We start from the raw sequence: 23,727 nt of genomic DNA, 5'->3' as shown, positions 1-23,727 counted from the left end.
CGCGCCCGGCCCGGTTCACGTCTGGTGCGGCTCGGCGTCGTTGCCGTGCAACGATTCCCGGATCCGGTCCAGTCGTTCACGCGCGGCCTTCTCACGTGCCTGCCATTGTTCGTCCGCGCTGCGGCCCGCTGGAGTCTGCCGGTCGAGTTCGCCCATCCCCTGCGCGGTGCCGTAGCGCTGCTCGACCTTATCGCGAACTGACTCGAAAGTAGGAACACCGGAGACCGAATATCCGCCGCTCGGGGCGGTGCCGGGCATACCCGGCGGCGGTACCGGTACCGCCGGTACCGCGGAACCGCCGCCTACCTGGCCGGATACCTCCGACCCCTGCCCTGGGAGCGCGGTGCCGCCGACCGGGGTGGTAGGAGTCACATTCCCGGCGGTACCGGTATCCCCCGTCTCCACCAGCCCCAGCAACGCGGCGTGGACCGCCGCGAACCCGGGACGGCCCGCCGTGGCGACCAGCAGGACACCTGCCAGTTCCGCGTCGGACAGCCCGCCCAACCGGCTCGCGATATCGCTGTTGTCACTCATACCGCCAGGCTACGCAGCCACGACCGCGCCGCACATGGTTCACGACCGGACGAGCGCGCCCGCCCAGTCGCGCACGAGGTCGTACCAAGCCGAGCCGCCGACGACGATCAGATCGTTGTGCCCGGCCCCGGGAAACACGACGAGCCGTTTCGGCTCCGGCGCGGCGGCGTAGAGCCGGTGCGCGTGCCGCAGCGGCAGCAGCTCGTCCCGGTCGCCGTGCATGATCAGCACCGGAGCGCGCAGCGCACGGATGCGGCGTTCGTTCGGATAGGCGTTCGGCACCAGGGGCGCGGGCAGGAACGGATACACCGAACGAGCCGCGTCGCGCAGACCGCTGAAGGTGGACATCAGCATCACCCCCGCCGGCGGATGGTGTTGCGCCAGCTCGAGCACGACGCCGCCGCCGAGGGACTTACCCAGGTACAGCACACGATTCGGATCGACACCCGGTTGCGCGAGCAGCGCCCGGTGCGCGGCGTGCGCGTCCAGGTAGGTGCCGTGCTCGGTCGGTTTGCCGGTGCTGCGCCCGTACCCGCGGTAATCGAAGGCCAGCACGTCGAAACCGGCCTCGGTGAGCAACGCGTAGATCGGCACCCGGTCGCCGAGGTTGCCCGCGTTGCCGTGCGCGAACAGGATGTGCCCGACCGAGTTCCGGGCGGGCATCCACCACGCGTGCACGATCTCCCCGTCCGAGGTGGGCAGCGACAGCTCGGCGTACTCCATGCCGAGCAGCGCCGGGGTCTGCAGCACCGTCCGCTCCGGCAGGTAGGTCAGCGCGTTGAGGATCGGACGGGCCGGGTGCCGCACCGCGTCAGCCTCGCAGCACCGCGCCCACGGCGTCGGCCGCCGCCGCGACGGCCGCGTCGCGCGCCGCACTGGCCTCGTCTTCGGTGAGCGTCCGGTCGGCGGCCCGGAAACGCAGGGCATAGGTGAGCGACTTGCGTCCCTCGCCCGCCTGAGCGCCTTCGTACACGTCGAACAGCGCGATGTCCTCCAGCAGCTCCCCGCCGCCGGTGCGCAGCGCGGCCTGTACGGTCGCCGCAGGAATCGTCTTCTCGACACTCACCGAGACGTCCTGCAGCACCGCGGGGAACGGCGACACGACGGGAACGGGTCGCGCTTCCCGCAGCGGCAACGCGTCGAGGTCGAGTTCGACGGCGCACGTGCGCGGCGGCAGACCCGAACGTTCCAGCACGGCGGGGTGCAGTTCACCCGCGTAGCCGACGACCGTTCCGTCGACCACCAGCTCGGCGCAGCGACCGGGATGCCAGGGCAGCTGGGCCGCCGCCCTGCGCTCGACGGTCACACCGGCCGCGTCGGCGACGGCGTCGGCCAGTGCGAACGCGTCGGCGGCCTCGACGGCACGACCCGGACCCCACGGCCCACGCGGCTCTCGACGGCCGGTCAGCACGGCGGCCACGTGCACCGGCTGCTCGGGCAGCGAGTCGAGCAGCTCGGCGATCTCGGCGTCGGTAGGGCGCCGGTCCACCGGCAGCGGGTCGACCGCCCTGATGTTCGCCCCGGGCAGCACGACCTGCGCGATGCCGTAGATGGCCAGGTCACGCGCCCCCCGCGAGATGTTGCGGACGGCCACTTCGAGCAGGCCGGGCAGCAGGGTGGTGGCCAGTTCGGCGCGCTCCACGTCGAGCGGATTGAGCACCCTGGTGGTGGCGCGGCGCGGGTCGTCGGCATCCAGACCCCAGGTGTCGAACACCCCGGCGGGCAGGAACACCGGCGGCAGAACCTCCACGGCGCCGGCGAACGCCAGCGCGCGGCTGACCGCGCGGCGGCGGCGCTGGGTCGGCGTGAGTCCCCGCCCGGCCGGTGCGGCGGGCAGCACGGACGGGATCTGCTCGAGACCTTCCAGCCGCAGCACCTCTTCCACCAGGTCGGCGGGCTGGGCCAGGTCGGGCCGCCAGCTGGGCGGGGTCACCACCAGCTGGCCGTGCCCGGCCTCGCTGACAGCGACCTCCACGGTGCAGCCGATCTGGGCCAAGCGGCGCGCGGAGGTTCCGGTGGGGTAGGTGACGCCCGCGACGCGGTCGGCCAGGTCGATGTCCATCCGGATGGGCTCGGGCACCGGGATCGGGGCCCGGAAATCCGTCAGCACGGGTTCGACGGTGCCACCGGCGATTTCGGCGAGCAGGGTGGCCGCGCGGTCCAGCGCGGCGACGTTGATCTCCGGATCGACGACCCGCTCGTACCGCTTGCCCGCCTCGGACACCAGCTTGTGCCTGCGCGCGGTCCGGTAGACCAGCAACGGGTTCCAGGTGGCCGCCTCGAGCAGGATGTCGGTGCTCTGCGCGCCGACCTCGGTGCTCGCGCCGCCCATCACGCCCGCCAGCGAGACGACACCCGAATCGTCGGCGATCACCACGTCCTCGGCGTCGAGCGTGCGCTCCACCTCGTCCAAGGTGCGCAGCGTCTCGCCCTGGTTCGCGGTGCGGACCACCAGCCCGCCGGACACCTTCGCGGCGTCGAAGGCGTGCAGCGGCTGCCCCAGCTCGAGCATCACGTAATTGGTGACGTCCACCGCGGGCGAGATCGGGCGCACGCCCGACAGCAGCAGCCTGCGCTGCAACCACCAGGGGCTGACCGCCTTCGGGTCGATGCCGGTGACGCGGCGGGCCGCGAAGCGGGTGCACCGGGAGTCCGGCTCGACCCGGATCGACCAGGCTTCCTGCTCGTGGTCGGGCAGGGTACGCACCGCAGGGTCGGCGTATTCGAGATCGAAGCCGCAGGCCAGTTCGCGCGCCAGGCCGCGCACCGAGAAGCAGTAGCCGCGGTCGGGGGTGATGTTCAGTTCGATGACGGTGTCGTCCAAACCCAGCAGCGCGTTGGCGTCGGTGCCCGGCTCGGCGGTACCCGGTTCCAGCACCAGGATGCCGGAATGGTCCTTGCCGATACCGAGTTCGGCGACCGAGCAGATCATTCCGTTGGAGACGTGGCCGTAGGTCTTGCGGGAAGTGATCTGGAACCCACCGGGCAGCACGCCACCGGGCAACACCGCGACGACCAGGTCACCGACCTCGAAATTCCGCGCGCCGCAGATGATCTCCTGCAAGTCGGGCTTGCCGATGTCCACCTTGCAGAAGCGGATCGGCTTCTTGAACTCGGTCAGTTCGGTGATCTCGGCGACCCGGCCGACCACCAGCGGCGTCTCGCCGTCCTCCGGGCCCTCGACCCGATGGAGCTTGTCGACCTCTTCGACTTCCAGTCCGACCCGGACGAATCCCGCGTCGAGCTCCTCCGGCGTCACCGACCACTCCGGGTTGGTGCGCTGGATGATGTCGGTCAGCCAGGACTGCGCTACTCGCACTTGACGTTTCGCTCTCTCGATCGAAGGGTGAGGTCAGGACCGGATACCGAAGGGCAGCGTGAAACGCACGTCGCCCTCGACGATGTCGCGCATGTCCGGGATGCCGTTGCGGAACTGCAGCGTCCGCTCCAGGCCCATGCCGAACGCGAACCCGCTGTACACCTCGGGATCGATCCCGCTGGCGATCAGCACCTTCGGGTTCACCATGCCGCAGCCGCCCCACTCGACCCAGCCCGCGCCGCCCTTCTTGTCCGGGAACCACACGTCGACCTCGGCCGAGGGCTCGGTGAACGGGAAGTAGTTCGGGCGCATGCGGGTGCGGGTCCGGGGGCCGAACAGCGCCCTGGCGAACGCGTCCAGCGTGCCGCGCAGATGCGCCATGGTCAGGCCCTTGTCCACCGCCAGGCCCTCGACCTGCGAGAACACCGGAGTGTGCGTGGCGTCGAGCTCATCGGTGCGGAAGGTGCGGCCCGGGCAGACCACATAGATCGGCAGGTCGCGTTCCAGCATCGAGCGCACCTGCACCGGAGAAGTGTGCGTGCGCAGCACCTGCCGCGAGCCCTCCGGCGCGATGTGGAAGGTGTCCTGCATGGTGCGGGCCGGATGGTCGGGCAGGAAGTTCAGCGCGTCGAAGTTGAAGTGCTCGGTCTCCACTTCGGGACCTTCGGCGACCTCCCAGCCCATCGCGACGAACACATCGGCGATCTGCTCGGAGATGACGGTGATCGGGTGCCGGGCGCCCACGGCCGCGCGGCCCGCGGGCAGCGTCACGTCGATCGCCTCGGCGACCAGCACGGCGGCGTCGCGCTCGGCCAGCAAGGTGGCGCGGCGCGCCTCGAACGCCTCCGACACCCGGGACCTGGCGACGTTGACCCGCTTGCCCGCGTCGGCTTTCTCCGACTTGGGCAGGCCCCCCAGGGCACGCTGCGCCAGGGCCAGCGGCGCCTTGCCACCGAGGTGCTCGGTTTTCGCGACCGCGAGCGCATCCAGGTCGGCGGCAGCGGCGAACGCCTTCTCGGCGGCCGCCGCTGCCGCGGCCAGTGCCTCCTCGGTCAGCGCCGCGTTCTGCTCGCCTGCGTCGATGTCGTCGGCCACGATGCTCCGTCTCTCCCCTGGGGATCGGTTCACGGGCACGGCTGCCGCCTGCCCGCATTGCTGCTGGTCGCAATCGTATTCGATGCGCTGTGGCGGATTCACCCGGATTACCCGCGACGCCGCGCGAGCCGTGTGGTAGCCACGCGGGCCGTGCACCCGCACCCGCCGAGCAGGCCGGGCATGCGCCGGAGCCGCCCGGCAACCGGTCCGGAACGGCGCGGATCGTCACCACCTCCGGGACGCAGGCCGAGCAGGAAGGGATGAGGGGGAGTTCCGGCAACCGCCGCGGAACGCCCGGCCGAGGAGAGAAACTCCGGTGACCGGGCGTCCAGCGATCGGCGCGCGACAGTTCGGCGGTCAGCGCGCGACGGCGATGCGGGCGGGCAGCAACCGCGACACCACCGCGCCGACCGCGACGATCGCGGCGCCGACCCACACCGCGGGCGCCAGTCCGTCGACGTAGCTCTGCGGATCCTCGTAGGAGCCCTGCGCGGCGAAGACCGACGCCAGCACCGCGACGCCCATGGCCACCCCTACTTCGCGCAGAGTGTTGTTGGTTCCCGACGCTATCGCGCGGTCCTCCTCCGCCGCCGCGGCCATCACCACGGTGGCGCTCGGCGCGAAGGTCAGGCCCATGCCGATGCCGCCGAGCAGGAACGGACCGACGAACGACAGGTAACTCGCCTCGACGGAGGTGACCGCCGCCATCCAGGCCAGCGCGACGGCCAGTAACGCCTGCCCGGTGGTGAGCAGCGCCCTGGCGCCGACCCGGTCGACGATCAAACCCGCCAGCGGAGCGACGACCATGGGTGCCATCGTCCACGGCATGGTGCGGATGCCGGACTGCAACGGCCCATAGCCCTGCACGACCTGGAAGTACTGGGCCAGCAGGAAGATCGAGCCGAACACACCCATCGAGAAGGTGAAGCCGGTCGCATTGCTCACCCGGAAGGCGCGGGAGCGGAACAACCGCAGCGGCAGCATCGGCTCCGGCGTACGCAGCTCCCAGGCGATCAGGCAGCCGAGCAGCGCGACGCCACCGACCAGCGCGGACAGCACGCCGGAAGACGTCCAGCCATCGTCGGCGCCGTGGATCACGCCCCACACCACCGCGAGCACGCCGCCCGCCGACAGCAGCAGTCCCAGCAGATCGGCCCGCCTGCTGCCGCCGTGCGACTCCCCCAGTACCCGCAGCGCGAACGGCAGCACCAGCAGGCCGATCGGCACGTTCACCCAGAAGATCCAATGCCAGCTCAGCCCCTCGACGACCGCGCCGCCGATGAGCGGGCCCAGCGCCACGCCGAGGCCTGCGATCCCGCCCCAGATGCCGATGGCGGCGCTGCGCATCTTCTCCGGCACCGCCGCCGACAACAGCGTCAGCGACAGCGGCATCACCGCCGCCGCGCCGAAGCCCTGTACCGCCCGCGCCGCGATGAGCATGCCCGGTGCGGTCGCCAGCGCGCAGATCGCGGAGGCCGCCGTGAACACCGCGATGCCGAGCAGGAAGATCCGGCGTCGGCCGAGCCGGTCACCGAGGGCGGACGCGGTGAGCAGCAGCGAGGCGAACGACAGCGTGTAGGCGTTCACGAACCATTGCAGGTCGGCCAGCGAGGCGCCGAGTTCGGTGCGGATCACCGGCAGCGCGTTCGTCACGACCAGGTTGTCCAGCGTGACCATGAACATCGGGATTCCGACCGCGGCCAGTACGGCGGCGAGCCTGCGACCACCGATCGTGGCCGCGGGCGCGGCGACGGGCGCCGCGGCGGGTGGAAGGGTCTCGGTCATGTCCAGTCCTTGTTGTAATCGACTGATAACTAATGGAGAGAACGTTATGCATCGACTGATAACATGTCAAGACCGAGCCCAGACCAGCGAACACGGAGCACGATGGCGACCAGGACCAGGATGACGGCGAGTGAACGGGGCGAACAGGTGCTGCACGCGGCGATCCGCGCGTTCGCCGAAGCCGGTTACGCCGCCACCCGGACCGACGAGATCGCCCGGCGCGCGGGCGTGTCACAGCCGTACGTGATCCGGCTGTTCGGCACCAAACAGAACCTGTTCCGCGCCGCCCTGCACCGCGTGTGCGACCGGATCGAGGAGGTCTTCCGCGCCGCGCGCGCGGAGGCTGCGCCCGACGCAGACCCCGAAGCGGCTTTGGCGGCACTCGGCGGCGGCTATTCGGTCTTCCTCGCCGAACGCGAGCTGCTCCAGCTACTGCTGCACGGGTTCGCGGCCAGCATCGAGCCGGAGATCGGCAACCAGGTCAGGGCCCGCTTCGGGGAGATCTACCAGTTGATCCGGGAACTGACGGGCGCACCGGAAACGGAGGCGCGGCGCTTCCTCGCCACCGGAATGCTGCTCACGGTGATGAGCGCGATGCGAGTCGCCGGTCCGGACGCGGTGCCCGCGGCATGGGCGACGGAGATCCTGGAAGATCTGAGCATCCACGGCGATTGACGATTTGAAGTCGCCTTCACACGCGGCGCGATGCAATCGCACCTCGCCATCACCGAAGCGACCTCACGCCCCCACCAAAACCCTGGTAGTTGGATCACAACACGCGCAGCCACACCGCCTCCACGGGTTTCGAGCGAAGCGAGACCGAGCATCCGCCGTTCGCGGCCCGGCTCGCGTCCGAGTGGCCGCCGCGTAGGCGACGAAGGAGCAAGCGGCGGTCGCTCGGACGCGAGCCATGAAGGGGCCGCGAACACCCAGCGCCGCAGGCGCTGGAAAACCAACACAGAGATCAGGCACCGTAGCGAACGCGGGAGTTCGCGTACAGGCAGATCGCGGCGGCCGTCGCCAGGTTCAGGCTCTCGGCGCGGCCACGAATGGGAATGCGGATGCGATGGTCGGCCCGGCGGGCCACGGCCGGGTCCAAGCCGTGCGCCTCGTTGCCGAACAGCCAGGCCACCGGGCCGCTGAACAATGCGTCGGCGTCGTCCAGCCCGACTTCGCCGTTCGCCGCCGTCGCCAGGATCGTGATACCCGCCGCGGCGATCGCGTCCAGCGTCTCGGCCACATCGCGGTGCCGCGCGATCGGCACGTGGAAGATGCTGCCCGCGCTGGCCCGCACGCACTTGCCGTTGTGCGGGTCGACCGTGTCGCCCGCCAGCACCACGCCGTCGGCGCCGACCGCGTCGGCGACCCGCACGAGCGTGCCCGCGTTCCCGGGCTCGGCCATCGCGACCGGCACGGCCAGCATGCGCGGTCGCGCGTCCAAGATCCGGCTCAAGGGCACGTCGAGCAGGTCACAGACCGCCACCAGCCCCGGCGCGGTCACGGTCTCCCCGAGATGCTGTGCCGCTCGATCGCTGACCAGCGTGGTGCGGACCCCCACCGCGGCGGCCCCCGCGATCAGCGCGTGGTCGCGTTCGGCGGCCGCCGCCGAAAAGAACAACTCGTGGACGCGCGCGGTCTCCAGCGCCGCGGCGACGGCATTGGCGCCTTCGGCCAGGAATCGGCCCGTTTTGCGACGCTGCGCGCCACGCTGCAGCTTGACAGCGGAAACGACCCGCGGATTGCGCTCGCTGAGCGCTTCCACGGGTCGTTCCGAAAGATGTCCGTGTGCCAACGGATGCGACTCAGGCGGCCGGCGCGTTGACGTCCTGCGGCAGGGCGGCCTTGGCGACGGCGACGAGACCGGCGAACGCCTCGGCGTCCGACACTGCCAGCTCGGCGAGGATCTTGCGGTCCACCTCGACACCGGCGGCCTTCAGGCCCTGGATGAAGCGGTTGTAGGTGATGTCGTTGATCCGCGCGGCGGCGTTGATGCGCGCGATCCACAGCTTGCGGAAGTCACCCTTGCGCGCCCGGCGGTCCCGGTAGGCGTAGGTGAGCGAGTGCAGCTGCTGTTCCTTGGCCTTGCGGTACAGCCGCGAGCGCTGGCCGCGGTAACCCTTGGAGGCCTCGAGGATGGAACGGCGCTTCTTCTGAGCGTTGACGGCCCTTTTGACGCGTGCCACTGGTCAGTCCTGTTCGATCTGGGGGCGCGGGGCAGCGCCCGGAAATGGGTCGGTGGGTGGCGACGGAGCTGGTCCGGTCGCGGTGTGCCTATCGGTCTGCGCGGGCGCGATCAGAGACCGAGCAGCTTCTTCACGCGACGGACGTCGGCGGAGGCGACAACTTCCACGCCGTCCAGACGACGAGTCCGGCGGCTGGGCTTGTGCTCGAACAGGTGGCGACGGTTCGCCTGCTGGCGCAGCAGCTTGCCTTTACCGGACACCTTGAATCGCTTCGAGGCGCCGCTGTGGGTCTTCATCTTCGGCATGGATTCCTCTATCTGTCGTCCCGGCGGTCGGGGCGGACCGCCGGTGTTCTGATCGGTGTTACTGCGGGCCGGCGGTCTCGGCCTGCTCCGCAGCGGGCTGACCGGCCGGGGCGGCGCTGGGCGCCGGGCGCGGGGCCGACTCCTGCTGCGCCTTCACCCGGGTCTTCGCACCCTTGTGGGGCGCGAGGACCATGGTCATGTTGCGACCGTCCTGCTTGGCCGAGGTTTCCACGAATCCGAGCTCGGCGACGTCGGACGCCAGGCGCTGCAGCAGCCGGAAGCCGAGTTCGGGGCGGGACTGCTCGCGTCCCCGGAACATGATCGTCACCTTGACCTTGGACCCGGCCTCGAGGAAGCGAACGACGTTGCGCTTCTTGGTCTCGTAGTCGTGGTCGTCGATCTTCGGACGGAGCTTCTGCTCCTTGATCACCGTCTGCTGCTGGTTCTTCCGAGACTCGCGCGCCTTCTGCGCCGTCTCGTACTTGAACTTGCCGTAATCCATGATCTTGCAGACCGGCGGACGGGCATCCGGTGCCACCTCGACCAGATCGAGGTCGGCTTCGAGGGCGACGCGTAGTGCATCTTCAACACGCACGATCCCAACCTGCTCGCCGCCCGGTCCGATGAGCCGGACCTCGGGAACACGGATGCGATCGTTGATGCGGGTCTCAGTGCTGATGGGGCCTCCTAGGTCAAGCGGTGTCGTCGGACGACCGCGCGCAATAACTGCAACCCCTGTTCAACACGAAGGCCCCGGTGCGGTATTCCGCGACGGGGCCCGATGTCGACCGATCGCCGGCCACGAGTGAACTCGGGCCGACCCTCGCGTCCCGGTTCTCCACGAGAACCTCGGCACGAGAAACCCGCCCTCGCGGGGCGGGCGACCGGACCGTTGGCCGTACGATGATTCGTCGGCAACGGTGGGAGTCGGGCTCCACTTATCAGCCCCGGGGCAAGCCCGGGGCGGTCGTCAGCGGAAAGTCTAACATTCCGTTCCGCTATCGCCGAATCGGGCGGAAAACACCTTGCCCGGCGGTGTCCCGCATGCCACGCTCCCCCGGTGCTCACACCGCGCCGCGACCTGCTGCGATGGCAGTTCGACCTGACCTGGTCACTCGCCGGGATCCACCTCGACGCTCTCACGCCGGAGGACTTCCTCTGGGAACCCGCCGAACTCAGCTGGACGGTCCGCCCCGATGCCGACGGCGTATGGCGGCCGGATTGGGCGGATACCGAACCCGACCCCGTGCCCGTCCCCACGATCGGCTGGCTCACCTGGCACATCGGCTGGTGGTGGGGCGCCGCCATCGATCATGCCGAGGGCGTCACCCCGCCCGCGCGGGAGGACGTGCACTGGCCCGGCGATGGCGCCGCCGCCATCGCCTGCCTGCGCGATCTGCACGGCGAGTGGACGCGCGTGCTCGACGGGCTCGACGAGACCGCTCTGGACCGCCCTTCCGCCTATCCGTGGCCCGCCGAGGCCGGATTGACCGTCGCGCACCTGGCGGGCTGGGTGAACGCTGAGCTGATGAAGAACGTCACGGAGATCGGCCACCTCCGGATGCTGCGTGCGGCGTCGCTAGCCTGAAGGCATGACTGACGAGCTCGACGCCTCCGTACGCGAACTGGCCGACATCCCCGCTGTCGAGGTGATCAGCCGCGCCGCGGTGATGCTGATGAGCTCGGCGGCGGAGAAGCTCGGGCTGGCCGACGAGGACCCGGACGCCAGCCCGCGCCGCGACCTGGACGAGGCGCGCCGCCTGATCACCGCGCTGGCCGGACTCGTCACGGCGTCGGTGGAGTACCTGGGCCCGCACGCCGGACCGATTCGCGAAGGGTTGCAGTCGCTGCAACGCGCCTTCCGTGAGTCCTCCGCGCATCCCGACGAGCCGGGCAAGGGCCCCGGCGAGAAGTACACCGGCCCGGTCTACTGACCGGCTCGGCCAGGGCGCACGAGGACGTCGCGCGCCCAGCGGACCGATCCCGGCGCTGAGCGCGGACGCCCGGTGTCGCGCTGCGCCGAGCCGCCGACCGCGGGCGGCATACGGCGAGGACATACCCGTCGGGCCCCGGCCCGACGGAATTCCGAAGCGCGGCGGAAATTGTGGGCGAATCACGCACTGAGACAACGATGTTTAGGAAATTTCCCAACGGGTAGGGCACAGTGAGCCCATGGCTACTCGGATTCTGCTCGCTCCCGGATTCTGGCTCGGTGCATGGGCGTGGGACGAGGTCGCGCCCGATCTGCGGCAGCGTGGCAACGAGGTAACGGCGCTCACGCTCCCCGGCCTGGACGCGGCCGATCCCGATCGGTTGTCGGCCACCCTGGAATCCCAAGCGCAAGCGATCATCGACGCGGTGCCCGCGGGCGAGACCGCTGTGCTCGTGGCGCACTCCGGCGGCGCGGCGCCCGCCTATCTCGCCATCGACCGGGCGCCCGGCCTGTTCCGCCGGGCGATCTACGTCGACAGCGCGCCGCTGCCCAACGGCTTCGTCATCAACTCCGCCCTGGACATCGCCGCGCGCGAGTGGGCACTGCCGGAATGGTCCGATCTGGAGACCGGAGGCAGCAGCTTGGCGGGCCTGGACGAAGCCGCCCTGGCGCGCTTCCGCGAACGCGCCGTGCCGGAGCCCACATCCGTCGCGGCCGCGCCGCTGCGATTGAGCGACTCGGCCGCGCGGCTGGCGGTGGCGACCACCGTGATCTGCAGCAGCATGACCGCCGATCTGGTCGAGAAGCTGCGGGACAACGGGGAAGCCCCCCTCTTCGCCGAGTTGGCGCGGATCGATGCCGAGTACGTCGACCTGCCCACCGGGCACTGGCCCATGTGGTCGAAGCCGAAGGAACTCGCCGCACTGATCCACACCATCGCCAACCGCTGAGGCGAAAAGCGGCGCGGCCCCGGAGCATCCGGGCCGCGCCGCATCGGACGACGGGTCAGCCGACCGCCGCGGTCTTCTTCACCGCGCGCTTGGTGGCCTTCGCCGCGGCCTTCTTCGCCGGAGCCTTCTTCGCGGCGGTTTGCGGCGCGGGCGGCTGGTCCAGCACCTCTTTGAGGAACTGGCCGGTGTAGCTGTGCGCGACGGCCGCGACCTCTTCCGGCGTGCCCTCCGCCACCACGGTGCCGCCGCCGGAGCCGCCCTCGGGGCCCATGTCGATCACCCAGTCGGAGGTCTTGATGACGTCCAGGTTGTGTTCGATGACGATCACCGTGTTGCCCTTGTCCACCAAGCCGTTGATGACGTTGAGCAGCTTGCGGATGTCCTCGAAGTGCAGGCCCGTGGTCGGCTCGTCGAGGATGTACACGGTGCGGCCGGTGGACCGCTTCTGCAACTCGGCGGCGAGCTTCACCCGCTGGGCCTCGCCACCGGAGAGGGTGGGAGCGCTCTGCCCGAGGCGCACATAGCCGAGCCCCACGTCCACCAGCGTCTTGAGGTAGCGGTGGATCGAGGTCACCGGTTCGAAGAACTCGGCGGCCTCCTCGATGGACATGTCCAGCACCTCGGCGATGGTCTTGCCCTTGTAATGCACCTCGAGGGTTTCCCGGTTGTACCGGGCCCCGTGGCAGACCTCGCAGGGGACGTAGACGTCCGGCAGGAAGTTCATCTCGATCTTCAGCGTGCCGTCGCCGGAGCAGGCCTCGCAGCGACCGCCCTTGACGTTGAACGAGAACCGGCCCGGCTGGTATCCCCGCACCTTCGCCTCGGTGGTGGCCGCGAACAGCGTGCGGATCTTGTCGAAGACGCCGGTGTAGGTGGCCGGGTTGGACCGCGGCGTGCGGCCGATCGGCGACTGGTCCACCTGCACCAGTTTGTCGAGGTGGTCGAGGCCGTTGACCCGGGTGTGCCTGCCGGGCACCTGCCGCGCGCCGTTGAGCCGGTTCGCCAGCACCGTCGCCAGGATGTCGTTCACCAAGGTCGACTTGCCCGATCCGGAGACGCCCGTCACCGAGGTGAGCACACCGAGCGGGAAGGCGACGTCGATGCCCTGGAGATTGTGCTCGCTCGCCCCGACGACGGTCAGCTGGCGCTTCTTGGCGACCGGACGGCGCACCAGCGGCACCTCGATCCGCTCCCGGCCCGACAGATACGCCCCGGTCAGCGAGTTCGGGTCGGTGAGCAGTTCTTGGTAGGGCCCGCTGTGTACCACCGTGCCGCCGTGCTCGCCGGCGAACGGGCCGATGTCGACCACCCAGTCCGAGGCGCGGATGGTGTCCTCGTCGTGCTCGACAACGATCAGCGTGTTGCCGAGATTGCGCAGGCGCGTGAGGGTTTCGATGAGCCTGCGATTGTCCCGCTGGTGCAGGCCGATGGACGGCTCGTCGAGCACGTACAGCACGCCGACCAGACCGGAGCCGATCTGGGTGGCGAGCCGGATGCGCTGCGCCTCACCGCCGGAGAGCGTGGCGGCCGCGCGGGACAGCGAGAGGTACTCCAGGCCCACATCGAGCAGGAAGCCCAGCCGCGCCTGCACCTCCTTGAGCACCTGCCCGGCGATGGCCGCCTCGCGCTCCCCCAGGGTGAGCGAATTCAGGAACGCCGAGCACTCGCCGATGGACAGGTCGCTGACGTCGGCGATGGACTTCTTGTCGCCGTTCGCGGCGATGGTGACGGCGAGGATCTCCGGGCGCAGCCGGGCGCCGTTGCACACCGGGCACGGGATGTCGCGCATGTACCCGTCGTAGTGCTCTTTCATCTGCTCGGACTCGGTGCTCTCCAGGCGCCGCTGCAGGAACGGCATCACGCCCTCGAAGTCCGCGTAGTACGAGCGCTTGCGGCCGTAGCGGTTGGTGTAGGACACGTGCACCTGGTCGGCGCTGCCCTCCAGCACCGCTTTGCGTGCTTTGGGCGGCAGGTCCTGCCACGGGGTGTCCATGGAGAAGCCGATGGCGTCGGCGAGACCGGACAGCAGCCTGGTGAAGTACTCGGCGGTCTGGCCGCGCGACCACGGCGCGATCGCGCCGTCGTTGAGGCTCAGCGCCGGGTCGGGCACCACCAGTTCCGGGTCGACCTCCTTGCGGATGCCGAGGCCGGTGCAGTCCGGGCAGGCGCCGTAGGGCGAGTTGAACGAGAACGAGCGCGGCTCCAGGTCCTCGATGTCGAGCGGGTGACCGTTCGGGCAGGCGAGGCGCTCGGAGAAGCGGCGCTCCCGGTCGTGCGCGTGCTCGTCGCGATCGACGAAGTCGAGCACCACGATGCCGTCGGCGAGCCGCAGCGCGGTCTCGATCGAATCGGTCAAGCGCTGCTTGGAACCCGGCTTCACCGCCAGCCGGTCGACCACGACCTCGACGTCGTGCTTCTCCTGCTTCTTCAGCTTCGGCGGGTCGGTGAGCGGATACACCACGCCGTCGACCCGCACGCGGGAGTAGCCCTGGGAGTTCAGCTGGTCGAACAGGTCGACGAACTCACCCTTGCGGGTGCGCACCACCGGGGCGAGCACCTGGAAGCGGATGCCCTCCTCCATGGCGAGCACTTGGTCGACGATCTGCTGCGGCGTCTGCTTGGCGATCAGCTCGCCGCACACGGGGCAGTGCGGCGTGCCCGCCCGCGCGTAGAGCAGCCGCAGATAGTCGTAGACCTCGGTGATGGTGCCCACGGTGGAGCGCGGGTTGCGGTTGGTCGACTTCTGGTCGATGGACACCGCGGGCGACAGGCCTTCGATGAAGTCGACGTCGGGTTTGTCCATCTGCCCCAGGAACTGCCGCGCGTACGCCGACAGCGACTCGACGTAGCGGCGCTGCCCTTCGGCGAAGATCGTGTCGAAGGCCAGGCTGGACTTGCCGGAGCCGGACAGACCGGTGAACACGATGAGGCTGTCGCGGGGCAGGTCGAGATCGACACCCTTCAGGTTGTGTTCCCGAGCTCCGCGCACAGTGAGGCGTTCCGCCACAGGTCGTCCCTTCTCCTTCGTGTTCGGCGTCCAGACATACCCCCGGCCGCCATGCTAGGCATGGGCACCGACAAGTTTCGCGGACCGCCCGTCACCTCGACGAATAGCGGGAACCCGGCGACCGGACATTACGGATCGGGCCGGGGAAACAGGCCAGGACGCCTCCGTAGAATCGCCCTCCCGGCACCACTGGTCAACAGCGCGACCGCACTCGACATTCCCCCCGACATTCCCCCCGACGCGGCCGTCACGCTGCCGCCGCCCGCACCCGAAGCAGCCGGGACCTGGCAGGCGAGTGATCGCCAGCGCGGTGGCGCGGTGCTCGACGTCACCCCGCGTGTGCGTGACGACCCACATCGCGACCCTGGAACTCACGCTGGTCGAGACCGCGCCGACGTCTCCGGCCGCGCCGACTCCTCCGGGTCATCGCTCGGCGCAACTTCGCAGCGCACGCACGGACCGCCGATTAGACTGAGCGCGCTGTGCGCCCCCCACCGGCCTCCCCCGACTCCTTCATGACGGAACTCACCCCTCATCTCTCGTCAACGGTGCTCGACACTTTGCGCGCCCTCGTGCGGACCGCCACCCGTCTGGTCGACGCCCGCTACGGGGCGCTCGGCGTACGCGGACACGGCGACCGGCTGGTCGAATTCATCTTCCAGGGCGTCGACGACCTGACACCTGCCCACATCGGCCTCCCTCCGCGAGGGCGGGGCGTACTCGGCCTGCTGCTGGCGCACCCGCGACCGATCCGGTTGGACGACCTGTCGGAACACCCTGCCTCCGTGGGCTTTCCGCCCGGCCATCCGCCGATGGGCAGCTTCCTCGGCGTCCCGGTGCGGGTCGGCGAGGAGATCTTCGGCAATCTGTACCTCACCGAGAAGGCGGGCGGGCAACCCTTCACCGACGACGACGAGGCCATCGTGCTGGCGCTGGCCGCCGCGGCGGGCATCGCGATCGAGAACGCCAGGCTGTACGAATCCGCGCGGACCAGGCAGGCGTGGATCGAGGCGACCCGCGACATCGCGACCGAATTCCTCGCGGGCACGGCGCCGGATCTGGTGCTCGCGCAGGTGGTCGCCCGCGCCCGGGCGCTCACCGGTTCGCAGCAGGCGCTGCTGGCCGTGGTGGCCCCCGCGACGCCGCCCGACGAAGCCACCGAACTCGTGGTGGCGCAATGGTTCGGCCCCGGAGCGGGCCCGGAGCGGGTGCGCATCGCGGGCACCGTCACCGGCACGGCGTTCACGCAGCGCGCGCCGGTACAGGTGCCGGAGGCCGCCGCGGAGGATCTCGGCGCCGCGGTGGGCCCGGCGGGGCCCGCGCTGGTGCTGCCGTTGCGGACCGCGGACCTCGCGCTCGGCGTGCTGATCATCGCGCGGCCACCCGGGGCTCCGCCCTACCCCGGCGACCTGATCGAACTGACCGCCGCGTTCACCGACCAGGCGGCCCTGGCCATGCAACTGGCCGAGACCCAGCGCAGGATGCGCGAACTCGACGTGCTCGCCGACCGCGACCGCATCGCGCGCGACCTGCACGACCACGTCGTCCAACGATTGTTCGCGGTGGGGCTCGGGTTGCGGGCGACAGCGGCACGCACGCAGGATCCCGAAGTCCGGCAACGGCTTTCGGCCGAGATGGACGGGTTGCAGGAGGTCGTGCAGGAAATCCGCACGTCGATCTTCGACCTGCACGGCGGCGACCCGCTGCGGCGGCGACTGGAGGACGCGATCCGCCAGCAGACCGCCGACGGCGTCTTCCGGACCAGTGTGCGATTCGCCGGGCCGCTGTCGGTGGTGGGCGACGCGCTCGCCGACCACGCGGAAGCCGTGGTGCGCGAATCGGTCAGCAACGCGGTGCGCCATTCCGGCGGCAACCGGCTCGCCGTCGAGATCACCGTCGACGACGAGCTGACGGTGCTCGTCGAGGACAACGGCGCGGGCATGCCCGCTGAGGTCACACCGAGCGGGCTGGCCAACCTCGCGCAGCGGGCGAGCATGTCCGACGGCCGCTGCACGGTCGGGCGGACCGAGAGCGGCGGCACCAGGGTGCACTGGTCCGCGCCGCTGGCCTAGCGATCAGACAGGCGCGACGAGCGCCAGGTCGCCGTCGTGGCGCCGGTACAGCAGCCCGCCCCGGCCGCTGTCCGGGTCGGTACTGAACAGGAACGGCAGTCCGCCGCGGCACAACGCCGTCGCGGCCTCGGCCGGAGGCAGGCATGCGGCGGGCTCGGTGTCCACGACGATCGGCGGGGTGCTCCGGACCGGCTCCGGCGACCGGATCGGCGGATTCGTCGCCCGCTGGCGGATGAGCCGCACGCCCGGCGCTGCCCAGTGCACCACCGCGTCCTCGCCGGTCTCGGCGTCGGTGAACAGGTGGGCCTCGTAATCCATGGCGTCCAGCACCGCGACCGCTTCGGCGGGCGTGCAGGTGGACAGGGCACACCGCTTGCGGCGAACGATCGGACGCGGCTCCCCGGCGCGGGACAGCGGCGGCCGGGCCGGATCGGGCCAGGTCCGCGTTTCCCGCGCGGCCAGCCGGGCCAACCGGCGGTCGAGCCGCTCGGCGGCGAAGGTCACCGCGAACCCGCGTGGCCCGGTGACCTGGACCCGGGTCACGACGTCCCGGTGGCGGACGTCGACCTGCACCACCGTCAGGGCCTCCGGGCCGGGCAGCGCGCCGAGGCGCACCCGGGCGGGAGCGTCGAGATGGTGTCTGCGCAGTACCCGGGAGACGGCTCGCACCGCCCGCGTGACGTCCAAGGCGGCCACCTCCCCTCGCGTGGTCACCGCGACCTCCGGCCCCGCGGCCGTCGTCCACTGTTCCGATACGCACCGCAGCCCTGATGAGACCATCTGCATTGCCCCGCTCTCCAGATCGATCCGTCCCGCCCCTATGCCAGCACCGCGTGCGCTGCCGCGAACAGGGCCGAAAGTCCTTATCGGCGAAAAGTGCTGACACAGGCTCGAATCAGGCCGACCGGGCCGGGCGGGGCGTTCGCCCGCGCGGCGAATCGCGGTCAGGTGGCGCCGAGCACTACGACGGAGTTGTTGCCGCCCATGCCGAGGGAGAGCTTCAGGGTGACGCCGCCCTCGAACGGCGCCGGGCCGTCCAGCAACCGTGGATGCGCGGGCGCGACGATCGGGGCGGCGGGCACGATGCCGCGCTCGTAGCCGAGGGCGGCCGCCGCGACCTCGACGGCGGCCGCCGCGCTCTGGCAGTGGCCCACCAGCGGCTTCAGCGCGTAGATGTGCGGAGGGCCTGCGAACAGGTGCTCGATCAGATGATGCTCGGCCACATCGCACTGCCTGGTCCCGGTGCCGTGCGCGTTGAAATAACGCACGTCCGTGGCGGCGACCTCCGCGTCGGCGAGCGCGCGGTGAGCGCAGTCGAGGATCTGCTCGTGCGTCGGGTCGACCGAGACCACGTGATAGGCGTCGTTGGACATCGCGCCGCCGAGGACCGCGGCGTAGGGCCGGTCCGCCGAACGGGTCAGCACGAACGCCACCGAGGCCTCCCCCATGCTGAATCCGCGGCTGCCCTGCTGGAAGGGGCGGCACGCGTCCAGCGGTTCGGTGTCGGTGACCGCGGCGCCGAGCCGGACGAAGCTCTCCACCATGTCCGGGGTGGCGGACAGGTCGGTCGCCACGAAGATCACGTCGTCGGCCATGCCCGCGTCCAGCCAGAGCTTCGCGGTGATCAGCGCGACGTTGGCGGAACTGCACGCGGCGGACACGTTCATGGCCGGCCCGTGGAAGCCGAACTCCTGCATCAGCATCGAGACCGGGGTGGACGGCAAAAGCCGCAGATAGTCCCTCGACCGGCGGTTGCCCCCGTCGACGAGGTAGAAGTCGCGCCAGTCCGCCACGTCGCCGAGCACGATGGCGTGCAGCAGACCGACCGTGCGGCCGGGCCGCCAGCCCCGCTCGCGGGCGTCGGCGACGGCCTCCCGCGCCGCCTCGTGCACCGCCCGGCCGTAACGGCTCGTGCTCAGCTCGGGATCGCCGCCGTCGGGCACCAGCGATACCCAGGCGTCCTCGTCCCGGCCCGGCCCGTAGCCGGGCAGCAGGGCGGCGGCCGACTTGCCGCTGAGCAACCCGTTCCACAATCGCTCACGGCCCCACCCGTAGCCGGTGATCGCGCCGATCCCGGCGATGGTCATAGGATCTCGATGCCTCGGCGGAGTTCGGAACCGCGCGGCGGTGTTCGGGTCGGCACCCGGCATATCTCGCTCCTTCGCCGGCTGCCCGGGACGCTCGAGCGGTTCGCCCCTGCTCGACTCGGCAACCGGTATCTGCCATGATCGCCGGACCCCGGCCGAGAACGTGCCAGTACTGTGATCGAAGCAATACCGTGGACGATGTGATCTTGTACACGTCGATACCAGAATGATCCCGTGTTCCAATGGCCATAATCGGGTCGATGATCGGGGGTTCGAGTGGGTGACGACAAGCTGGCCGCCGCGGTCGACGCCGCCGAACAGCTGGCCGCGCGCTACCGCTCCCTGGTCGAGCACACCCCGGATGGAATCTGTGTGCACGAGCGCGGCCGGGTCGTCTACGTCAACCCGGCGACCGTCCGCCTGCTCGCCGCGGAGAACGCCGAGGAGATCGTCGGCCGCCCGCTGACCGACTTCGTCCACCCCGCGTCCGTCCCCTCGATGCTCGACCGCATCAGCACCCTCACCACCGCGGGCGCGGCCTCGATCCCCACCGAGATGACGCTGATGCGGGTGGACGGCGGCACCGTTCCGGTGGAGACGGTGTCGGTGCTGACCGCCTGGCACGACCGCCTCGCCTACCAGGTGGTGATCCACGACCTCACCGCCCAGCGCCACGCCGAGGCCGCGCAGCGCAGAGCCGAGCACTACTTCACGACGGTCGTCTCCCAGTTGGAGGAGGGCGTCGTGGTGATCGATCCGGAAGGTCGCATCGAATCGATGAACCCGGCGGCCAAACGTATCTTCGGCACCGAGGGACCCGACCGCCAGGTGATCGGGCGCACCATCCAGTCGCTGCCGCTGGTGCTACTGGACGCGAACGCCCAGCTGCTGCCGCCGAGCCGCCATCCCGTGGCGCGCACGCTCGCCACGGGCGAGACCATCACCGGCTACATCTTCGGCGTCGACCGGGTGGACGGTCAGCGCCGCTGGCTGTCGGGCAGCAGCCGCCTGCTCAACCCCGGCGACCCGCGCTCCTCGGCCGTGTCCTCCTTCGCCGACATAACCGAATTCCGTGCCAGCAGGCGGCAATTGGAGTATCAGGCCACGCACGACTCGCTCACCGGGCTGGCCAACCGCTCGCTGATCCTCTCCCAGCTGGCCGCCGCGCTGGCCAGCACCGATGAACTGCTGCCGGTGTCCACCGTGCTGTTCATCGACCTGGACGGGTTCAAGGCGATCAACGACACCCTCGGGCACGCCATCGGCGACACGGTGCTGCAGATCGTCGCCCAGCGGTTGCAGCGCGCGCTGCGCGGCGACGACATCGTCGGCAGGCTCGGCGGTGACGAGTTCCTGGTGCTGCTGTCCGGCCGCACCCGCCGCGTCGACATCGAAGCACTGGTGAGCAGATTGCGTTCCACCATGGCCGAGCCGATCATCGCGCGCGGGCACCGGATCGAGGTGAACGCCTCGATCGGCGTCACCGAACTCGAGGTGGGCGATCGGCGCAGCCCGGAAGCCGTGCTGCACGACGCGGACCTGGCGATGTACCGCGCGAAGCCGCCGGGGCGACGCGAAGGCACCGTCACCAAGGGCCGCAGGCCGAACAGCACCCACGCCTCCTGACGCGCATGATCATCGAACACGCCCTGCTGCCGGTTCGCCCCGAGCGCGCGGCCGATTTCGAGGCCGCTTTCGCCGCGGCGCGGCCGATCATCGCGAGCATGCCCGGCTTCCGGTCGCTGTCGCTGTCGCGCGGTGTGGAGTCGCCGGGCAGCTACCTGCTCCGGGTGGAATGGGACCGGCTCGACGATCACGTCGTCGGGTTCCGCGGCTCGCCGGAATATCAGCGCTGGAAGGACCTGCTACACCACTTCTACGACCCGTTCCCTGTGGTCGAGCACTTCACGCCGGTACCGCTCACCCCGGACCACGACCCCGGCCCCACTTCGCAGCCGGGGCCCTGACCTGCGGTTGCGGCGAGCCCGCCGCTGCACCGGTAAACTCGACAACTCTGCTTTCCGCGCGTTCGCCTGCCCGGCCGGGTAGCGTGCGCGCGCCTGTTCGCGGTGACAAGGAGTTCAGTTTGCCCGACCTCACTCAGGACCGTGCCGCCCACGACGGCACCCCCGAGCGGACCCGCGAGACCGACCGGGAACAGGCGTACCTGTCGGTGCTGTACGAGCGGCTGGACGAGATGCGCGACTACGCGCGCAACCGGTTGCGCACGGTGCTGCTGGAGACCGGGGGCACCCCGCAGGCGCGCAGCGAACGAGAGTCGTTCAGCCAGCTCTACACCGAGGACCTGGCGAAATACGATGCCGCCGAACACGGCCTGTGTTTCGGCCGCATCGACCTCGACGGCGAGCAGGACGAGTACCGCTACATCGGCAGGCTCGGCATCCTCGACGAGAAGGACGACTACGAGAGCCTGCTGCTGGACTGGCGCGCCCCGCTGGCGCGCCCGTTCTACCTGGCCACCACCGCGGCGCCGGACGGTGTGACCCGGCGCAGGCACATCCGCTCGCGCAATCGCAAGGTCACCGCGATCAACGACGAGTACCTCGATCTGGCGGCCGCGCGCCGGGCCGGCGTCACCGACGCCGACGGCGGTGTCGGCAGCGAGAGCGCGCTGCTGTCCGCGCTCAACGCCGCGCGCACCGGTCACATGAACGACATCGTCGAGACCATCCAGCACGAGCAGGACGCGATCATCCGCTCCGAGCACAAAAGCGTGCTCGTCGTGCAGGGCGGGCCGGGCACCGGCAAGACCGCCGTCGCGCTGCATCGCGCGGCGTATCTGCTCTACACCTACCGTCAGCAGCTGGCCAAGAGCGGCGTGCTGATCATCGGACCGAACGCCACCTTCCTGGACTACATCGGCCAGGTGCTGCCGTCGCTCGGTGAGACCGGCGTGCTGCTGTCCACCATCGGCGATCTGTATCCGGGCGTTCGCGCGGCCCGCGAGGACTCGCTGCGCGCCGGCGAGATCAAGGGCTCGCTGACGATCCTGGAGGTGCTCAAGCAGGCGGTGCGCGACCGCCAGGAAGTGCCCGCCGAACCCGTCCGGCTCAGCTTCGACGGCTATCCGGTCACGCTGGATCGCAAGATCGCCACCAAGGCCCGCGGTCGCGCCCGGTCCTCGCGCCGCCCGCACAACCTGGCCAGGCCGATCTTCGCCGCCTCGGTGATCGACGCGCTGACCGATCAGCTGGCCGAGACCATGGGCTCCGATCTCTCCGGCGGCCCCAGCCTGCTCAGCTCGGCCGACCTCACCGAGATCCGCGACGAGATGCGCGCCGATCCGCAGATCCAGGCCGCCATCGCGAAACTCTGGCCGATCCTGTCCCCGCAGGACGTGCTGGCCGACCTGCTCGCCGACCCGAAGCGGCTGGACCGGGCCGCGAGTTCGCTGGACCCGGCCGACCGCGCCGAACTGCTGCGATCGGACGACGGACGGTTCAGCGCCGCCGACGCGCCGCTGCTGGACGAGCTGGCCGAGCTGCTCGGTGTGGACGACACCGAGGAACGCGAGCGCGCCCGGCGCCGCTGGCGCGCCCGGATCGCCGAGGCGCAGGACGCCCTCGACATCCTCACCGGATCCGCCCCGCAGGATCTCGAGGACGATCTCGATCCCGAGATCCTCATGGCCTACGACCTGATCGACGCGAGCCAGCTGGCCGAACGACAGGACACCCGCTCCCGCCAGACGACCGCGGAGCGCGCCGCGGGCGATCGCACCTGGACCTACGGTCACGTGATCGTGGACGAGGCGCAGGAGCTGTCGGAGATGGCGTGGCGCATGGTGATGCGGCGCATCCCGAACCGGTGGGTCACCGTGGTCGGGGACGTCGCCCAGACCGGCGACCCGGCGGGCGCGTCCTCGTGGCAGCGGATGCTGGAGCCCTACGTCGCGTCCCGGTGGAAGCTGACCGAGCTCACCGTCAACTACCGCACCCCCGCGGAGATCATGGACGTCGCGGCCGACGTCCTTGCCGCCATCGATCCGGCGGCGACCGCGCCGCGTTCGGTCCGCGAGACCGGCGCCGCGCCGCGTGCGTACCGGGTCGCGCCCGGCGAGGTGCACGCGGAGGTGGCCCGGCTGGTCGCCACCGAGACGGGGCCGGGCACCACGGCGGTGATCGCGCCGCAGGCGCTGGTGGCGGAGTTGGCCGATCTCGCGGGCGAGTCGGTGCGGGTGCTGACCGTGCACGAGGTGAAGGGCTTGGAGTTCGACGCGGTCTACCTGGTGGAACCGCAGGACATCCTCGGTGAATCGCCCCGCGGGCTCAACGATCTGTACGTCGCGCTGACGCGCGCCACCCAGCGGCTCGGCGTGGTGCACGGTGCGGAACTGCCCGGTGTGCTCGCCCGGCTGCGCTGATCGACGCCCGGACATCGGAACGAGAAAGGCTCCGCGCCACATCGCGATTCGCGATGGACACGGAGCCTTTCGA

At 70.4% G+C, this 23,727-nt stretch carries 20 protein-coding genes; 8 read left to right on the top strand and 12 right to left on the bottom strand.

Features of this window, described 5'->3' with window-relative positions:
* Positions 1 to 15: 15 nt before the first annotated feature.
* The 5 genes from ABZ803_RS23425 to ABZ803_RS23405 all read right to left on the bottom strand — a co-directional run bounded on the left by ABZ803_RS23425 (position 16) and on the right by ABZ803_RS23405 (position 6,733).
* Positions 16 to 534, bottom strand: coding sequence for a hypothetical protein (locus tag ABZ803_RS23425; RefSeq protein ID WP_357041820.1), 519 nt, complete (start codon positions 532 to 534; stop codon positions 16 to 18).
* Positions 535 to 573: 39 nt separating this feature from the next.
* Positions 574 to 1,341, bottom strand: coding sequence for an alpha/beta hydrolase (locus tag ABZ803_RS23420; protein WP_357041817.1), 768 nt, complete (start codon positions 1,339 to 1,341; stop codon positions 574 to 576).
* Positions 1,342 to 1,345: 4 nt separating this feature from the next.
* Complete coding sequence (gene pheT / locus ABZ803_RS23415; protein ID WP_357041814.1) at positions 1,346 to 3,853, bottom strand: phenylalanine--tRNA ligase subunit beta; 2,508 nt, start codon at positions 3,851 to 3,853, stop codon at positions 1,346 to 1,348.
* A gap of 33 nt (positions 3,854 to 3,886) precedes the next feature.
* Complete coding sequence (pheS, locus tag ABZ803_RS23410; RefSeq protein WP_357041811.1) at positions 3,887 to 4,948, bottom strand: phenylalanine--tRNA ligase subunit alpha; 1,062 nt, start codon at positions 4,946 to 4,948, stop codon at positions 3,887 to 3,889.
* Between the two features lie 357 nt (positions 4,949 to 5,305).
* A complete protein-coding gene (locus tag ABZ803_RS23405; protein WP_357041808.1) occupies positions 5,306 to 6,733 on the bottom strand; it encodes an MFS transporter in 1,428 nt (475 codons plus the stop codon).
* A gap of 102 nt (positions 6,734 to 6,835) precedes the next feature.
* Here ABZ803_RS23405 and ABZ803_RS23400 point away from each other — a divergent pair, with 102 nt between their 5' ends.
* Positions 6,836 to 7,408, top strand: a complete 573-nt coding sequence (locus ABZ803_RS23400) for a TetR/AcrR family transcriptional regulator (protein WP_357041805.1) — start codon at positions 6,836 to 6,838, stop codon at positions 7,406 to 7,408.
* A 289-nt stretch (positions 7,409 to 7,697) separates the two neighbouring features.
* On the opposite strand, the gene ABZ803_RS23395 is transcribed toward ABZ803_RS23400, so the two are convergent.
* The 4 genes from ABZ803_RS23395 to infC form a co-directional block, all read right to left on the bottom strand.
* Positions 7,698 to 8,495, bottom strand: coding sequence for an RNA methyltransferase (locus ABZ803_RS23395; RefSeq protein WP_357041802.1), 798 nt, complete (start codon positions 8,493 to 8,495; stop codon positions 7,698 to 7,700).
* 40 nt (positions 8,496 to 8,535) lie between these two features.
* Complete coding sequence (rplT, locus tag ABZ803_RS23390; protein WP_039797323.1) at positions 8,536 to 8,916, bottom strand: 50S ribosomal protein L20; 381 nt, start codon at positions 8,914 to 8,916, stop codon at positions 8,536 to 8,538.
* Between the two features lie 110 nt (positions 8,917 to 9,026).
* Entirely contained in the window at positions 9,027 to 9,221 is a 195-nt protein-coding gene (rpmI, locus tag ABZ803_RS23385) for a 50S ribosomal protein L35 (RefSeq protein WP_039797322.1), read from the bottom strand.
* Positions 9,222 to 9,279: 58 nt separating this feature from the next.
* Positions 9,280 to 9,945: a translation initiation factor IF-3 gene (gene infC, locus ABZ803_RS23380; RefSeq protein WP_083863358.1), complete on the bottom strand. Its 666-nt coding sequence runs from the start codon at positions 9,943 to 9,945 to the stop codon at positions 9,280 to 9,282.
* Between the two features lie 336 nt (positions 9,946 to 10,281).
* Here infC and ABZ803_RS23375 point away from each other — a divergent pair, with 336 nt between their 5' ends.
* The 3 genes from ABZ803_RS23375 to ABZ803_RS23365 all read left to right on the top strand — a co-directional run bounded on the left by ABZ803_RS23375 (position 10,282) and on the right by ABZ803_RS23365 (position 12,104).
* Positions 10,282 to 10,809 (top strand): DinB family protein, encoded by a 528-nt coding sequence (locus ABZ803_RS23375; protein ID WP_357041799.1) that lies wholly within the window; start codon positions 10,282 to 10,284, stop codon positions 10,807 to 10,809.
* 4 nt (positions 10,810 to 10,813) lie between these two features.
* The gene (locus ABZ803_RS23370) at positions 10,814 to 11,155 is read left to right on the top strand and encodes a DUF1844 domain-containing protein (RefSeq protein WP_040866072.1); all 342 of its coding nucleotides are present in this window, start codon (positions 10,814 to 10,816) and stop codon (positions 11,153 to 11,155) included.
* Positions 11,156 to 11,393: 238 nt separating this feature from the next.
* Positions 11,394 to 12,104 carry an alpha/beta hydrolase gene (locus ABZ803_RS23365; protein ID WP_357041795.1) on the top strand — a complete coding sequence of 237 codons (711 nt, stop codon included), beginning with the start codon at positions 11,394 to 11,396 and terminating at the stop codon, positions 12,102 to 12,104.
* Positions 12,105 to 12,159: 55 nt separating this feature from the next.
* On the opposite strand, the gene uvrA is transcribed toward ABZ803_RS23365, so the two are convergent.
* The gene (gene uvrA, locus ABZ803_RS23360) at positions 12,160 to 15,111 is read right to left on the bottom strand and encodes an excinuclease ABC subunit UvrA (protein WP_357041792.1); all 2,952 of its coding nucleotides are present in this window, start codon (positions 15,109 to 15,111) and stop codon (positions 12,160 to 12,162) included.
* A 515-nt stretch (positions 15,112 to 15,626) separates the two neighbouring features.
* Between uvrA and ABZ803_RS23355 the strand changes: the two genes are divergently transcribed.
* Positions 15,627 to 17,183, top strand: coding sequence for a GAF domain-containing protein (locus ABZ803_RS23355; protein ID WP_357041789.1), 1,557 nt, complete (start codon positions 15,627 to 15,629; stop codon positions 17,181 to 17,183).
* A gap of 3 nt (positions 17,184 to 17,186) precedes the next feature.
* Here ABZ803_RS23355 and ABZ803_RS23350 read toward each other — a convergent pair whose 3' ends face one another.
* Positions 17,187 to 17,897 (bottom strand): sigma 54 modulation/S30EA ribosomal C-terminal domain-containing protein, encoded by a 711-nt coding sequence (locus ABZ803_RS23350; RefSeq protein WP_357041786.1) that lies wholly within the window; start codon positions 17,895 to 17,897, stop codon positions 17,187 to 17,189.
* A 230-nt stretch (positions 17,898 to 18,127) separates the two neighbouring features.
* Complete coding sequence (locus ABZ803_RS23345; RefSeq protein ID WP_357041783.1) at positions 18,128 to 19,270, bottom strand: beta-ketoacyl synthase N-terminal-like domain-containing protein; 1,143 nt, start codon at positions 19,268 to 19,270, stop codon at positions 18,128 to 18,130.
* 276 nt (positions 19,271 to 19,546) lie between these two features.
* Between ABZ803_RS23345 and ABZ803_RS23340 the strand changes: the two genes are divergently transcribed.
* From ABZ803_RS23340 to ABZ803_RS23330, 3 genes are all read left to right on the top strand, one after another.
* A complete protein-coding gene (locus ABZ803_RS23340; protein WP_357041780.1) occupies positions 19,547 to 20,896 on the top strand; it encodes a diguanylate cyclase in 1,350 nt (449 codons plus the stop codon).
* Between the two features lie 5 nt (positions 20,897 to 20,901).
* Complete coding sequence (locus ABZ803_RS23335) at positions 20,902 to 21,237, top strand: antibiotic biosynthesis monooxygenase (protein ID WP_357041777.1); 336 nt, start codon at positions 20,902 to 20,904, stop codon at positions 21,235 to 21,237.
* A gap of 206 nt (positions 21,238 to 21,443) precedes the next feature.
* Positions 21,444 to 23,654, top strand: coding sequence for an ATP-binding domain-containing protein (locus tag ABZ803_RS23330; protein WP_357042030.1), 2,211 nt, complete (start codon positions 21,444 to 21,446; stop codon positions 23,652 to 23,654).
* Positions 23,655 to 23,727 lie beyond the last annotated feature (73 nt).

This window comes from Nocardia sp. NPDC047648, assembly GCF_040642815.1.
Lineage (GTDB): Bacteria > Actinomycetota > Actinomycetes > Mycobacteriales > Mycobacteriaceae > Nocardia > Nocardia gamkensis.
Note: the sequence above shows the minus strand (reverse complement) of the source record. Positions and strands in the feature narration are given on the sequence as shown.